The sequence below is a fragment of the Lentzea sp. NPDC060358 genome (genome assembly GCF_042725365.1).
Lineage (GTDB): Bacteria > Actinomycetota > Actinomycetes > Mycobacteriales > Pseudonocardiaceae > Lentzea.
The window spans coordinates 1-14,047 of record NZ_JBHXCW010000203.1 but is presented as its reverse complement, the minus strand read 5'-3'; the positions used below and the strand labels follow the sequence as shown (position 1 = coordinate 14,047).

General features: G+C 72.8%; 14 protein-coding genes. 4 read left to right on the top strand and 10 right to left on the bottom strand.

What is annotated here, in order from left to right:
- The first annotated feature begins 153 nt into the window (after nucleotides 1–153).
- Nucleotides 154–1,407, top strand: a complete 1,254-nt coding sequence (locus tag ACFWGZ_RS31645; protein ID WP_382455251.1) for a glycosyltransferase 87 family protein — start codon at nucleotides 154–156, stop codon at nucleotides 1,405–1,407.
- Here ACFWGZ_RS31645 and ACFWGZ_RS31640 read toward each other — a convergent pair.
- Nucleotides 1,304–2,407 carry a lysyl oxidase family protein gene (locus tag ACFWGZ_RS31640; protein ID WP_382455250.1) on the bottom strand — a complete coding sequence of 368 codons (1,104 nt, stop codon included), beginning with the start codon at nucleotides 2,405–2,407 and terminating at the stop codon, nucleotides 1,304–1,306. The genes ACFWGZ_RS31645 and ACFWGZ_RS31640 overlap by 104 nt on opposite strands.
- Before the next feature lie 134 nt (nucleotides 2,408–2,541).
- Between ACFWGZ_RS31640 and ACFWGZ_RS31635 the strand changes: the two genes are divergently transcribed.
- On the top strand, nucleotides 2,542–3,183 hold the full coding sequence (locus tag ACFWGZ_RS31635; protein WP_382455249.1) for a class I SAM-dependent methyltransferase: 642 nt from the start codon (nucleotides 2,542–2,544) through the stop codon (nucleotides 3,181–3,183).
- Here ACFWGZ_RS31635 and ACFWGZ_RS31630 read toward each other — a convergent pair.
- The 3 genes from ACFWGZ_RS31630 to ACFWGZ_RS31620 form a co-directional block, all read right to left on the bottom strand.
- Nucleotides 3,164–3,577 carry a YkvA family protein gene (locus ACFWGZ_RS31630; protein ID WP_382455248.1) on the bottom strand — a complete coding sequence of 138 codons (414 nt, stop codon included), beginning with the start codon at nucleotides 3,575–3,577 and terminating at the stop codon, nucleotides 3,164–3,166. The genes ACFWGZ_RS31635 and ACFWGZ_RS31630 overlap by 20 nt on opposite strands.
- A gap of 37 nt (nucleotides 3,578–3,614) precedes the next feature.
- Nucleotides 3,615–4,895: a hypothetical protein gene (locus ACFWGZ_RS31625; protein WP_382455247.1), complete on the bottom strand. Its 1,281-nt coding sequence runs from the start codon at nucleotides 4,893–4,895 to the stop codon at nucleotides 3,615–3,617.
- 283 nt (nucleotides 4,896–5,178) lie between these two features.
- Nucleotides 5,179–5,961, bottom strand: a complete 783-nt coding sequence (locus tag ACFWGZ_RS31620) for a three-helix bundle dimerization domain-containing protein (RefSeq protein ID WP_382455246.1) — start codon at nucleotides 5,959–5,961, stop codon at nucleotides 5,179–5,181.
- 207 nt (nucleotides 5,962–6,168) lie between these two features.
- Here ACFWGZ_RS31620 and ACFWGZ_RS31615 point away from each other — a divergent pair, with 207 nt between their 5' ends.
- On the top strand, nucleotides 6,169–7,005 hold the full coding sequence (locus tag ACFWGZ_RS31615) for a PhzF family phenazine biosynthesis protein (protein WP_382455245.1): 837 nt from the start codon (nucleotides 6,169–6,171) through the stop codon (nucleotides 7,003–7,005).
- A gap of 13 nt (nucleotides 7,006–7,018) precedes the next feature.
- On the opposite strand, the gene ACFWGZ_RS31610 is transcribed toward ACFWGZ_RS31615, so the two are convergent.
- The 6 genes from ACFWGZ_RS31610 to ACFWGZ_RS31585 form a co-directional block, all read right to left on the bottom strand.
- The gene (locus ACFWGZ_RS31610; RefSeq protein WP_382455244.1) at nucleotides 7,019–7,777 is read right to left on the bottom strand and encodes a DeoR/GlpR family DNA-binding transcription regulator; all 759 of its coding nucleotides are present in this window, start codon (nucleotides 7,775–7,777) and stop codon (nucleotides 7,019–7,021) included.
- Between the two features lie 72 nt (nucleotides 7,778–7,849).
- The gene (gene melA / locus ACFWGZ_RS31605; RefSeq protein WP_382455243.1) at nucleotides 7,850–9,133 is read right to left on the bottom strand and encodes an alpha-galactosidase; all 1,284 of its coding nucleotides are present in this window, start codon (nucleotides 9,131–9,133) and stop codon (nucleotides 7,850–7,852) included.
- A 3-nt stretch (nucleotides 9,134–9,136) separates the two neighbouring features.
- Nucleotides 9,137–10,048 (bottom strand): SIS domain-containing protein, encoded by a 912-nt coding sequence (locus tag ACFWGZ_RS31600; protein WP_382455242.1) that lies wholly within the window; start codon nucleotides 10,046–10,048, stop codon nucleotides 9,137–9,139.
- 23 nt (nucleotides 10,049–10,071) lie between these two features.
- Nucleotides 10,072–10,878, bottom strand: coding sequence for a carbohydrate ABC transporter permease (locus tag ACFWGZ_RS31595; RefSeq protein WP_382455241.1), 807 nt, complete (start codon nucleotides 10,876–10,878; stop codon nucleotides 10,072–10,074).
- Complete coding sequence (locus ACFWGZ_RS31590) at nucleotides 10,875–11,765, bottom strand: carbohydrate ABC transporter permease (RefSeq protein ID WP_382455240.1); 891 nt, start codon at nucleotides 11,763–11,765, stop codon at nucleotides 10,875–10,877. The genes ACFWGZ_RS31595 and ACFWGZ_RS31590 overlap by 4 nt, the downstream gene beginning before the upstream one ends.
- The gene (locus ACFWGZ_RS31585; RefSeq protein WP_382455239.1) at nucleotides 11,762–13,024 is read right to left on the bottom strand and encodes an ABC transporter substrate-binding protein; all 1,263 of its coding nucleotides are present in this window, start codon (nucleotides 13,022–13,024) and stop codon (nucleotides 11,762–11,764) included. The genes ACFWGZ_RS31590 and ACFWGZ_RS31585 overlap by 4 nt, the downstream gene beginning before the upstream one ends.
- 168 nt (nucleotides 13,025–13,192) lie before the next feature.
- On the opposite strand from ACFWGZ_RS31585, the gene ACFWGZ_RS31580 reads away from it, so the two are divergent.
- The gene (locus tag ACFWGZ_RS31580) at nucleotides 13,193–14,014 is read left to right on the top strand and encodes an endo alpha-1,4 polygalactosaminidase (RefSeq protein ID WP_382455238.1); all 822 of its coding nucleotides are present in this window, start codon (nucleotides 13,193–13,195) and stop codon (nucleotides 14,012–14,014) included.
- Nucleotides 14,015–14,047: the final 33 nt, after the last annotated feature.

The following is a 14,047-nucleotide window of genomic DNA, read 5'->3' as shown; positions in this document are numbered from 1 at the left end:
GTGCAGCGGTTTCCGGTGCACCACCGGAGGCCTTCGTCGTTCACCCGCAGCGGCTCGCGGCCTGTCGAGCTTCGCGCGTGAGCCGCGCTCGAGCCGATCCCGAGACCCTCCGGCTGCCGCCACTTCTCCCCTCCGCACGAGAGGTGCACGCCGATGGCCGCTCCCCGCACCGACGCCCGAGCGCGAACACTCCTGACGGCGGCGGTGGTCCTCACCGCCGTGGTCGTGGCGCTGGTCGCGCACGCCGTCTGCACCGCCGACCCGTACTGGAGCCTGCGCTGGACGGTGGACCTGCGGGTCTACCTCGCGAGCGGGCAGGCGGTGCGCGACGGCCAGTCGCTCTACGACCTGACCGTGCTGTCCCCGCTCTACGGGCCGATGTCCTACACCTACCCGCCGCTCGCCGCGATCGTGGTCTTCGCTCCCCTGTCGTTCCTGCCGATCGGACCGGCTTCCCTCGTGTGGAACGCCGCGTCGCTCGTCGCGCTGGGCGCGGTGGTGTGGCTGACGCTCGGGATCGCGGGCGTGCGCGACCGCCGGGTGCGCGGGGCGCTCGCGGTGGGAGGGCTCGTGCTCGTGTCGTTGCTGCTGCCGGTGCGCGTGCAGCTGATCGCCGGGCAGATCAACGCGTTCCTGCTCCTGCTGGTGCTGCTGGACTTCCGCCCCGGCGCGGGCCGGTGGCGCGGTGCCGGCATCGGGATCGCGGCGGGGCTCAAGGTGACCCCGCTGATCTTCCTCGCCTACCTGCTGGTGACGCGGCAGTGGGCGGCGGCCCGGACGGCGGCGCTCGCGTTCCTCGGCACGGTCGCGGCCGGTGCCGCCGTCGCGCCGGGCGACTCGCGGGAGTACTGGGGCGGGCTGGTGCTCGAGTCGTCGCGGGTGGCGGACGTGTTCGTGACGCCGAACCAGTCGTTGTCGGGTGCGATGGCACGGGCGCTCGGCACCGTCGGCTTCGACCGGTGGTGGCTCGTCGTGCTCGCGGCCGTGGCGCTGGCCGGGCTCGCCGTGGCCCGCGTGCTGCACCGGCGCGGCTCGGACTTCCTCGGGTTCTCGGCCGCCGCGCTCACCAGCCTGCTCGTGTCGCCGGTGAGCTGGGAGCACCACTGGGTGTGGGTGCTCCCGCTGCTCGTCTGGCTGGCGGTGCGGGCGTCTCAGCAGCGATCGGCCGGGCCGGCAGCCGTGGTGGTCGTGCTGGCCGTGGTGTTCACGGTGCGGTGGTTCGCGCTGCTCGGTGTGCCGGAAGTGCCGGAGGACCTCGCGGAACTGACGGTGTGGCAGCACATCGCCGCCGCGCTGTGGCCGATCACCGGACTGCTGCTGCTCTTCCTCGGACCGCTGTGGGCGGTTCGCCCGCGCAGCAACAACAACAGCTCTCCCGCGGAGCGGTCGATCCGCACCGGGGCGTGACCGCGACCGGCCCCTGCGGGCGGGCGAACGCGCGCCCGCCCGGCGTGAGCGCACCGGCGCAGCTCTCCCGGCCGGGGCAGCTGCGCAGCAGCGTCACGGCGGGCGCCTCGGTGATCACCGCCGGCCTGCGCCGGGCGCCGCCCGGCCACTGGACGGAGATCGAGATGGACGAGGAGTTGTTGTCGTAGCGCGATTCCACGAGCATGCGGTCGGAGTTGACGGTCGTGACCACGTCGTAGGTGCCGGACGCGACGTCGGTCAGGTCGAGCCACTGGAAGTCGACCTGGAAGCGGTAGTCGTCGCCGCTGCCGACGGAGATGCCCTCGGCCATCTCGGTCGCGGCGGGATCGTCGCGACCGCAGCGGTTCTGCCCGAGCCGCGTGGCCAGCTGCCCCTCGGGGCTCGCGGGGTCGCGCTGCGCGCCGGGCAGGGAGGCGGCGTCGGCGGTGCGGTAGCGGTCGCCGAGGCAGAACCCGTTCTTGCGGTCGGCCACCACCGTCCGGCCGCCGGGTGTGCGCAGCTGCATCCGCGCGAAGTCCATCAGGTGCCAGTGCCGGTGCGCCTGCGCCGGTTCGTAGTACATCGAGGTGCCGGTGGCGCGGGTGGCGTCGGCGAACGTGGCGGGGATCGGCGCGCCCCGGCCGTTCTGGAAACCCTGGCGCACCTCCATCCCGGCGCCACCGGGGCGCGACCGGCGGCCGTAGATCAGCAGCGGGCCCTCGCCGACGTTGTCCTCGGCGGTGGTGAACCGCAGCCGCACCGACCTGATCGCACCGGACGTCACGCACTCGCCGCTGGGGTTCCCGGCGTCGGTGACCATGCAGACGTCCCAGTCGCGGCAGAGCGCCGGATCGCCGCCGTACCCGCCGGGGCACCCGACCGGCGCCTGCCGCAGGTCGGGCAGCAACGGCTGCCGCACCACCGCGTGGGCGGGCGGGACCAGCCCCGCGACGACCACGAGCACGGCCGCGACCGCGCTCACCACTCTGCCGAACACCATGGCGCGCAACAGTAATCCGCGAGATCCCGCGTTCCCCCGTTCTCGGCGGCAGGTGCACCCGGCCGGGTGAACGCCGTGACGCGATGCGATGAACGCCGCGATCGTGTTCCCTGGAGACGACCGAGGGGGTGGGGATGGACAGGACCGTCCGGTGGCAGCGGTACTGGGACCGCAAGGCCGGCAGCTACGACCGGGAGATCGGTGTCCTGGACCGGCGGCTCTTCGGCGACTCCCGCCGGTGGGCGTGCTCGCGGGCGAGCGGGGAGGTCCTCGAGGTCGCCGTCGGCACGGGCCTCAACCTGCCGCACTACCCCGCCGGGGTGGCCCTCACCGGGCTCGACGTCAGCGACGAGATGCTCGGCCTCGCCCGGTCCAGGGCCCGCGAGCTCGGCCGCGAGGTGGTGCTGCGGCAGGGCACCGCGCACGCCCTGCCGTTCGCGGACGCGTCCTTCGACACGGTCGTGTGCACGCTGGGGCTGTGCGCCATCCCCGACCACGGGACCGCGCTGGACGAGATGGTCCGCGTGCTGCGGCCGGGCGGGCGGCTCGTCCTGGTCGACCACGTCGCGAGCTCGTCCCGCGTGGCGCGCGGCGTGCAGTGGCTGCTGGAGCGGGGCACGGTCCCGCTGGCGGGCGAGCACTTCCTGCGCCGCCCGCTGCCGATGGTCCAGGCGCGCGGCCTGGAGGTGGAGGAGCGGGAGCGCTTCACGCTCGGTGTGGTGGAACGGCTCGTCGCCCGCAGGCCCGGCCCGCCGGTCAGCGGCGCAGACCGGTGAGCCGCACGACCGCCTCGAACCCGTCGCCGGTCCCCGGCCAGTGCGCCCGGACCGCGTCGAGTCCCGCCCGCCGCACCACCGAGCGCAGCACCGCCGTCGCGATGATCGCGTCGTCGGCATGGCCGAGCACCGGGATGAAGTCGGGCACGAGGTCGACCGGCAGGGCCAGGTAGGCGAGCAGCAGCCAGAGCCGGGTGCGGACCCCGCGCGGCAGCGTCCGGTCCGCGGCGAGGCGGCGGACCAGCCGCAGCACGTCGGGCAGCAGCCGCAGCGCCTCGCGCAGCAGCCCGCCGCGCGGCCGGACGACGACCAGCGCGACGACCAGCACCGCCCACGCAACCACGAGGGCCGCGGCGACGCCGATCGCCAGGTCCCACCAGAACGAGCCCGTCACGTCACCTCCCCGGCAGCGGGCGAATGCTGCTTCGCCGTCACCCGAAGAGGGTGCGGGCCACCTCCCGCGCGAGCCCCAGCGGGGACCGGTCGGGCCCCGACGCCCGCTCGGCCGGCAGCATGTCCCGCAGCTCGTCGTCGGAGGGCCGGTGCGCGGCCAGCGCGGCGGTGCGCAGCACGTCCCGGCCGACCGCCAGGCCCCCGAGCACGGTGACCTCCCTGCCGTCCACCGCCCGCACGACCGCGTGGACGTCCTCGAAGCGCTCGTAGCGCACCGAAGGCGACTCGACCACGCACTCCAGCGCGCCGTAGGTGCACTGGCCGTCGAACGCGGTGCGGGTGGAGAACTCGATCCTGCGCGCGCCGGGCAGCAGTCTCCGGTCGTCCGGGGTGAAGACGGTACCCTGCGGGGAGACCGACGTCGCCGTGTAAGCGGGCACGGTCGCGGTGAACGACCCGGCGGGCTCGGTGGCACGGGCGCCGAGCAGCGCGTCCCGCAGCACCGCGCGGTCGAACGCCTTGGGTGCGACGAGCACCAGCCGCCGGCCGTCGACCCGGAGGACGTAGGCGTTGCTGTCCGGGCCCTGCACGAAGAACAGGCCGGGCCGCTCGACCTCGCACGACGGGCCGCTCGGGTACGTCGTCTGGTACTGGTCGACCTGGCAGTCCGGCTCGTCCTGCACCGGGTACAGCTGCACGTACGGCGACGGCGGGCTGGTGCGCGGGTCCACGTCGAGCGGCACCAGCTGCCACGACAGCTGGTCGGGCACCACGGCGTAGCCGGGCACGGAGGCGACCAGGAGCGAGTCGAGGTCGACTCCCCCTGCCCGTCGCTCCACGTCGGAAGGCAAAGTGACGGCGAGCGCCCTGAGCAGCACCAGACCGGCGACGGTCAGCGCGGCGAGCGATCCGAGCGCCAGGTACCACCGGCGCAGCAGGGTGCCCGCCACCAGGGCGAAGAGCAGGGCGGTCATGGGTGCCCAGAGCACCGCCGACTCGCTGAGGCCGAGCCGGGCGGCGTCGCTGACCGACCAGCCCAGCAGCCACAGCGCGGTGCCGGCGCCCGCGACGAGCACCGCCCAGCACACCCGCCCGCCCCCGCCGCCGCCGAACCACGACTCGTCGGGCGCCACCCGGGCCACGAAGGCCAGCAGCACCACGAAGAGCACACCGGCGAGGAGCCCCATGGCGGCGAGGCCGGCCGTGCCCACGAACAGGCCGGCGACCATCGCGCCGGTCCCCACCGGCGCCATGACCGCGCCCGTGATCCCCGCCAGTGCGATCCGCAGCCACCAGCGCCGAGCCCCCGTCTCGTCCACCCCGCCACTCTCGCACCGGGGACCGCCTCGGGGGCATCCGCAGAACTACGCAGCCGGGACTCCGCGGTCAGGCCACGCGCCGCCAGGCCACGCGCCGCCAGACCGCACGCCACCAGACCACCGGCCGCCGATCGCACGCCGCCAGGCCACGCGCCGTCAGAACTGCGCGGTCAGGCCGCGCGGCAGGCACGCGACACCAGACCACGCGCCGCCAGGCCACGCGCCGTCAGGCCACGCGCCGTCAGAACTGCGCCGCCAGACCTGCGCGGTCAGACCTGCGCGGTCAGGCCGCGCGGCGCAGCAGCCGGTGCGTCCGCCGGACCGCCGCCAGCCGCTCGTCGCCGTTCACCGCGAGGGCGCGCACGACCGGGTCCTCCGGGCCGCGCCGCTGCCGGATCTCGGCGAGCCGGCCCTGCACCGTCGTGGGCTGCCCGTCGGGACCGGTGGACATGTCGGAGTACCAGAGCGCGTCGCGCAGCCGGCCGCGGTGGTCGCCGAACTCCGCGAGCGCGTCGGCGAGCCCGACGAGCTCCGCGACGGCCGCCGCGCCGGAGTGGTGCGCCACGAGCGAGCAGATGCGTTCGGAGACTCCGGCCCGGCGCAGGTAGCGGGCGCCGTCGAGGGAGTGCAGGCCGGTGTCCCTCACCTCCGCGGCGTACCCGATGTCGTGCAGCCAGGCCGCGGCGACGAGCAGCTCGCGGTCCTCGGGCGGCAGCACCCGCGCCACGTGCCCGGCGCGGCGGGCCACCCCGGCCGTGTGGGCCCACCGGCGGGGCAGCTCGTCCGCGAGGAGCCGCCGGGCGGTGTTGCGCGCCCAGCTCGTGAGGTACGTCCCGGTCATCTCGGGCACCTCGGCGCGGAAGTCGCGCGCGGACGCCCGCACCGCCCGTGCCACGAGCAACGGCACGTACTCCTGCACTCTGGCGCCGCCGAACCGCGCCCGCGCGCGTTCGATCCACTCGTGCACCAGGCTCGGCGGGACCTCGACGTGCTCGCGGACCAGCCGGGCCTCCAGGCGCCGGATGCGTTCGTCCGCCGGGCTCACGGCCTCAGACGTGGTCGTCACCCCACCACCGTAAGCGCCGCCCGCCGAACTGGAGAGGGCCGATCGACCTGATCACATCGCCCCGGTGCTGTGACGGCGTCGTCCGGGTCGCTGCGCTGCGCGGGCGCAACCACCTGAGCTCCGCGATCGGCAAGACCGGCGCCCGCACCCGTGCGGAGGCGGTGAAGGTGGCCGAAAGCAGCGGCCGGCTCTGGCTAGGCTGGCGCGGTGCGCGGATTCAGCCAGGTCGACGTGTTCACCGACGAGTTCCTGTACGGCAACCCGGTCGCGGTGGTGCACGACGCGGACGGCCTCTCGGACGCCGAGATGGCGGCGTTCGCCCGCTGGACCAACCTCGCCGAGACGACCTACCTGCTCTCCCCCGCCTCGCCAGGGGCCGACTACCGGCTGCGGATCTTCACGATCAGCCGCGAGCTGCCCTTCGCGGGCCACCCCACGCTCGGGTCGGCCCGCGCCTGGCTGGCCGCCGGTGGCGAGCCCCGCGTCCCCGGCCGGGTGGTGCAGGAGTGCGGCGCCGGCCTCGTGACCGTGCGGGAGGACGGCTCCCGTCTCGCGTTCGCCGCGCCGCCGCTCGTGCGCAGCGGCCCGGTCACGTTGTCGGAGCTGCTCGCGCTCGCCACCGCGTTGCGGGTCAGGCCGGAGGACGTCGTGGACGCGCGCTGGGCGGACAACGGCCCGGGGTGGGTGGCGGTGCTGCTCGCCTCGGCCGAGGCCGTGCTCGCCGTCAAGCCGGACTTCGCCCGGTTCGGCGGGTTCACGAGCGTCGGCGTGGCCGGGCCGCACCGGGAGGGCGGCGACGCGGCGTTCGAGGTGCGGGCCTTCGTGGACGAGGGCGGCCGGTTCTACGAGGACCCGGTCACCGGCAGCCTCAACGCCGCCTTCGCGCAGTGGCTGATCCCGGCCGGGCTCGCGACCCCGTCCTACGTCGCGGCGCAGGGAACGGTGCTCGGGCGGCGGGGCCGGGTGCACCTGGCGCAGGACGACGGGGAGATCTGGGTCGGCGGCGACACGGTGATCGGGGTGCGCGGGCAGGTGGCGCTCTGAGCGCCGGCCCGCCTCACGCGACCACGACCTCCAGGCCCGCCGCGCGCAGCTTCTCGAGCTCCTGCGCCGGAGCCGACGCGTCCGTGATGACCACGTGCACCTCGGTGATGGCGGCGATCCGGGAGAACGCCCGCTTGCCCACCTTCGACCCGTCGGCCAGCACCACCACGCGGTCGGCCGTGCGCAGCAGGCAGTTGTCGGTGTGCGCCTCGACCTCGTCGTGCGTGGTGATGCCGCCGCGCGCGTCGATGCCGTCCACGCCGAGGAACACCAGGTCCAGGCTGATGCCGGCCAGCGCCCGGTCCGCGATGGGGCCCACCAGCTCGTAGCTCTCCGGGCGCACGCCGCCGCCGGTGACGACCAGGTCGATCGTCGGGCGCGGGCACAGGTCCGAGGCGATGTTCAGCGCGTTCGTCACGACCTTCAGCGACCTCGTGCCCGCCAGCAGGCGGGCCAGCTCGGTGGTGGTCGTGCCGCCGTTGAGGCCGACGGAGTGGACCGACTCGGTCACGAGCCGCGCGGCCGCCTCGGCGATCTGGCGCTTCTCCTCCCGGCGGCCGACCCGGTAGCGCAGCGGCAGCTCGTAGATGACCTCGACGGCCACCGCGCCACCGTGCGTGCGCTTGAGCAGCTTCTGCTCTTCCAGCGACTGCAGGTCGCGCCGGATCGACGCGACGGAGGTGCCCAGGTCCTCCGCGAGCCCGGTCACGGACACCGAGCCCGCGTCCGCGAGCTTGCCGAGGATGGCAGCCAGTCGCTGCTCTTGACGCATCCGATCACCATAACGCAGGAATGGTGCTTGGTTTGGCACGAATTACGGGACAACCACGCAACCGGCTGAGCGTTATCGCACCGAAGCCGGCAGCAGGTCGCCGTGCGCGGCCGTCATCGCGACGACCAGCTCGGAGATCTGGCCGGCGGTGAGCGCGGCGGCGGTGGCCGGGTCGCACAGCGCCGCGTGCCGCACGTGGGCGGGGTCGCCCTCGACCACCGCGGCCACCGTCAGGTCGACCACGTTCAGGAAGCTCCGGTTCAGCGCGGCCAGCTGCCGCGGCAGCGCACCGACGGCGTGCGGGTGCACGCCGAACCGGTCGAGCGTCGCCGGGACCTCCACGGCCATGCCCGCGGGCAGGTTGGAGATCAGGCCGTGGTTCGCGACGTTCACCTGGATCGTGCGCCGCTGCCCGGTGACCAGGCTGTGGATCACCTGCGGCGCGTACTCGACGGCCTCGTCCTCCAGCGGGGGCAACGCGTCCCCCGACGCCAGCGCGTCGCGCGTCTTCTCGTACGTGGCGACGTTCTCCGCGCTGATCGTGGCGTAGTCGCGCACCGGGATGCGCAGCCGGTCCACTTCGGACCGGTGCCCCAGGTACCACGGCACGTACTCCGACGAGTGCTCGCTCGTCTCCGTGGGGTAGAAGCCGAGCCGGCGGTACATGTCGACCCGCACGCGCCGCGCCAGCTCCGGCGACGCCTCGATGGCCGCGTCCAGGGCGGGGTACAGCGACCGGCCCTCGTGCTCCCAGCGCAGGATCCACGCCTGGTGGTTGACGCCGGCCGACAGGAAGTCGACCTCGTCGTGCGGCACGCCGACCAGTGCGCTCAGGTCGTGGACCGTCCAGTGCACCGAGTGGCACAGCCCGACCGCCTTCACCCGCGGCGCCACGGTGGCCAGGTACTGGATGTTCATCGCCATCGGGTTGGTGTAGTTCAGCAGCCACGCGTCCGGGCACACGGCGAGCACGTCCGCCGCGAGCCCGTCCAGGAACGGGAACGTGCGCAGCCCGCGGAAGATCCCGCCGATGCCGAGCGTGTCGCCGATGGTCTGGCGCAGGCCGAACGACTCCGGCACGTCGAAGTCCCGCAGCGTCGCCTCGTGGCCGCCGATCGCGACCATGTTCACCACGACGTCCGCGCCCTCCAGCGCCTCCCGCCGCACCGACGATGTCCGCACGCGTGCCGACGGCGCGATGAGGCGCGCCAGGCCGGCCGCGACCTCCAGCCGTTCGGAGTCGATGTCGTGCAACGAGAACTCGACATCGGCCAGCTCCGGGAACGACGTGATGTCGCGGAGCAGCTGGCGGGTGAACTCGACGGAACCCGCGCCCACGAACGCGATGGTGAACATCGATCAGCCTTCCAGGATCACGGAACGGGTGAGGTTGCGCGGGGTGTCCGGGTCGAGGCCCCGCAGCAGCGCCACCTCCACGGCGAGGCGGTGCACGGAGACGAGCTCGGCCAGCGGGTCGCGGTCGCGGGCGAGCCACCGGCCACCGGCCGCGGCGACGTCGTCCCGGAGCCCTTCCGGCGCCGCGCCGAACACCCACACCAGCGAGCCCTCGTCGGTGATCGCGACCGGGCCGTGCCGGTACTCGGTGGCCGGGTAGGACTCGGTCCAGCTCAGCGACGCCTCGCGCATTTTGAGCGCCGCCTCGGCCGCGAGGCCGGTGGTCCAGGGCGCGCCGCCGAGGAACGTGAACTGGGTGCGCTCCACCAGGCCCGCGGGCAGCGGTTCGGTCAGCGCCTGCTCCGCGTCGAGGACCGCGCGGTCGAGCCGTTCGCCGAGGTGGGCGCGCAGCAGCACGAGTGCGGAGGTGGCGAACCGCGTCTGCACCACCGAGCGCTCGTCGGCGAACGGCAGCGCGACGACCTGGTCGGCCAGCTCCGTCACGGGCGTGCCGGGAGCGCCGACAACGGCCGTGGTGGGGACGTGCGAGCGCAGCCGGCGCAGCACGTCGACCACCTCGGTGGTGGTGCCGGACCTGGTCAGCGCCACCACGCGGTCGTAGCGGCGGCCGAAGGGGAACTCGGACGCGGCGAACGCGTCGGTCTCCCCCAGGCCCTCGTCCTCGCGGCGGCGGGCGTAGGCCTGGGCCATGAACCACGACGTGCCGCAGCCGAGCACCGCGACGCGTTCGCCCGGTGCGGGCAGCGCGGCCGTGGTGCCGGGTTCGGCGGCGAGCGCGATCGCCCGGCGCCAGCAGGCGGGCTGGGAGGCGATCTCGGCGGTGGTGTGCAGCTCCGCGGCGGACCTGGTCGGCATGGCGCAATCCTCACGTTGTTCCGTCACTTGATGCCCGCCGCGGCCACCGACCGCACGAAGAACCGCTGGGCGAAGAAGAAGACGAGCAGGACGGGCAGCTGGCTCAGCACGGTACCGGCCATGAGCTTCGGCCAGTTGGTGGTGTGGGCGCCCTGGAAGCTCTGCAGTCCGATCTGGACGGTCATCACACCGGGGCTCTGCACGGCGATGAGCGGCCACAGGAAGTCGTTCCACGTCTGCAGGAACGTGAGCACGGCCAGGGTCGCCAGGGTGGGCCGCATCAACGGCAGCAGCACCTGGAACAGCGTCCGCAGCCTGCTCGCGCCGTCGATCCGCGCGGCCTCCTCCAGCTCGCGCGGCAGCGTGGTGAAGAACTGCCGCATCAGGAACACCCCGAACGCCGTGGCGAGGTTCGGCGCGATCAGGGCGCCGAGGGTGTCGACGAGCCCCAGCTGCCGCATCATGATCAGCAGCGGCAGCATGACGATCTGGAACGGCACCATGAGCGTCGCGAGCATCAGCACGAACGCGATCCTGCTCCCGATGAACCGGATGCGCGCGAACGCGTAGCCGGCCAGCGAGCACAGCACGAGGTTGCCGGCGACGCAGACGACGGAGACCACGAAGCTGTTGCCCAGCCACGAGCCCAGCGGCGCGTCGTTGAGCGCGGCGGCGTAGTTCTCCCACTCGATCCCGCTCGGCAGGCCGGGCGGGAAGCGCCGCGACTCCTCCTTGGTGGAGATCGACACCAGGACCATCCACACCAGCGGTGTCACCATCACCAGCGACAGCGGGAAGAGGATCAGGTGCACCGCGCTGGGCCGGGTCATCGCGCCTCGTAGTGGGACGTGCGGCGGTTGAACCGCAGCTGGGCGAGGGTGAACGCGCCGATCACCAGGAACACCGCGCAGCCGATGGCGGCCGCGTAGCCGCCGTCGAAGCTCACGAACGCCTCGTTGTAGAGGTGGTAGACGAGCACGGTGGTCGCGCGGAGCGGCCCGCCCTTGGTCGTCACGTAGACGGCGTCGAAGAGCTGCAGGCCGTTGATCGTGAGCCACACCAGCATGAACCCGGTCGCGGGCGAGACCAGCGGCAGCTCGACGTGCCAGAACGACCCGGCGCGGCCGCAGCCGTCCAGCGAGGACGCCTCGAGCAGGTCCTTCGGCACGTTCTGCAGCGCGGCCAGGTAGATGATGACGGCGAACCCGAGCCAGCCCCACACCGTCATCGCGACCACGGCGAACAGCGCCTGGCCCGGATCGGTGAAGAAGCCCTGCTTCGGCAGCCCCACCGCGTCCAGCGCGGCGTTGACGAGACCGAACTGCGGGTTGGCGAGCCAGCTGAACATGATGCCGGTCGCGACCGTCGAGGTCACCAGCGGCACCGACACGGCGAGCCGGTAGAGCACGACGCCGCGGATCTTCTGGTTGAGCAGCACCGCGACGGGCAGCGCGAGCGCGAGGGTGACCGGCACGAACAGCACGACGTAGACGAGCGTGCGCCGGGCCGCGTCCCAGAAGAGCGGGTCGGCGACGAGCTTGGCGTAGTTGTCGCCGCCCGCGAACGTCCCCGGCGAGGTGAGGTCGGTGTGCTGCAGGGAGAGCACGAACGACCAGACCACCGGGACCAGTCCGAACACGCCGATGAGGACCACGGCCGGTGCCGCGAACCCCCACCCGGCGGCGTGGTCGGCGAGCTTGCGCCGGTCGGCGGTCATGACCCCGCCAGCTCCCGGTCGACCTCGGTCGCCGCCTGCGCGAGCGCGGCCTGCGGTTCGGCCTGGCCGAGCAGGACCGACTGCACGGCGGTGCCGAGCACCTGCGAGATCTTGGGGTACTGCGGGATGTTCGGCCGCGACTTCGTGACGTTCTTCTCGAGGTTCTCCACGAACACCTTGGCGCCGGGGTACTTCTCCTCGTACTCGGCGTACTTCGGCAGGGCGATCTCCGACTGCCGGATCGGCAGGTGACCGGTCTCCATCGCGAACTCGAGGTGGATCTCCGCCGACAGCAGCCACTTCAGGAACGGCAGCGCGTTCGTGCGCCCGTTGTCGCCGAAGACGACGAACGTGTCCGGGCCCGCGATCGTCGCGTGGGTCACCTTGCCGGGCAGGACCTGCACGCCGTAGGAGACGTCCCCGTTGATCACGCCGAGGTCCCACGGCCCGGTCCAGAGCATGCCGACGCGGCCGGAGTTGAAGAGGTTGAGGTACTGCTGGTCGCCCGCGTCGAGGTAGACGGACTTGTCCGTGACGGACATGTCCCGCAACAGCTGCATGGCCTGCCGCCCGGCGTCGGAGGCGAACGCGGCCTTCTTGCCGTCGCTCGAGAGCAGGTCGCCGCCCGCCTGCCAGAGCAGCGCGAGGAAGCGCCAGACGGTGTCCTCGGTGCCGTCGTTGACGTAGGCCCAGCCGTAGCGCCCGTCGCCGGTGAGCTTCTTCGCGGCCGACCGGAAGTCGTCCCACGTCCACTCCGGGGTGGGGTGCGCGATCCCGGCATCGTCGAAGAGCTTCTTGTTGTAGACCATGGAGAGGTTGTCGACGAGCGCGGGGATGCCGTAGACCTTGCCGTCCACCGTCGCGGCCTCGCGCCCGGCGGCGAAGAGGTCGTCCCACTGGAAGGCGGCGTCGCCCTTGACCGGTTCGGTCAGGTCCTGCGTCTGCGGCCGGCCGACGAGCCCGGTGAGCGAGGAGCCGTACTGGTAGGCGACCTCCGGCGGGTTGCCGGAGGCGAACGAGGCCAGCGTCTTCTGCAGCACGTTGTCGTTGCCGCCGTTGAAGACCAGCTCGACCTGCTGCCCGGGGTGCTGGCCGTTCCACCGTTCGGCGAGTTTGCCCAGCGCCGTCGCCTCGACGTCGGTGTAGCCGTGCCAGACCTTGATCTTGCCGTTGCCGCCGGAGCCCGTTCCGCACGCCGCCGTCATCAGGAGCGCGGCGCCCATCGTCAGCACCGCGCGGCGACTCAGCCCTGTGCCCATGTCGACTCCCTCGGTGGTGGGGTGTGGTCGGGGACACTAAGCTGGAATCGCTCAAACAAGCAAGCATTCTGACCGAATGAGATTGTTTGCTGGCCTCATGAGGACTCCTACCGGTACGGTCGCTCAGACCCGATCACCACTTCTGAGCGATCAAGGAGTTCGGCGCACATGACCTTCCCTGCCCGCGCCCTCACCGGCACCGCGCTGGCCCTGGCCTGCATGGCCGGCCCGCTGGCGACGACCAGCCAGGCGGCCGTCGAACTGCCGCCCACGAGCGGCGCGCTCGACTACCAGCTGGGTGAGGCCTACACCCCGCCCAGCGGCGTCACCCTGGTGACCCGCGACAGCACCGCCACCCCGGCGGCGGGCGTCTACAACATCTGCTACGTCAACGGTTTCCAGACCCAGCCCGGCGACAAGAACGTCTGGCTGAACCAGCGCAAGCACCTCATCCTGAAGGACTCGTCCGGCAACCCGATCATCGACCCGAAGTGGCGTGACGAGTTCCTGCTCGACACGTCCACGGCCGCCAAGCGCACGGAGCTCGCCGGGATCATCGGCAGCACGATCGACCTGTGCGCCAGCAAGGGCTTCAAGGCCGTCGAGGTCGACAACCTCGACTCCTACCTGCGCTCCCGCGGCAAGCTGACCGTGAGCAACAACCTCGCCTACGCCAAGCTCCTCGCGGACCGGGCGCACGGCAAGAACCTCGCGATCGGCCAGAAGAACTCCGCGGAGCAGGCGGAGCAGGCGAAGAACCAGGTCGGTTTCGACTTCGCGGTGTCGGAGGAGTGCCACCGCTGGTCGGAGTGCTCCGACTACAGCGACGCCTACGACAAGAACGTGATGGACATCGAGTACACCGATGACCTGCGCGGCACGTTCGCGGACGTGTGCAGCGACCGGGACACCCCGGCCATCACGACGTTGCGCGACCGGCTCCTCGTGGGTCCGGACGGCGACGACTACGCGTTCGACTACTGCAAGTAGCCAGCACGTCCGGGGGCTCGCGGGCCTCGCGAG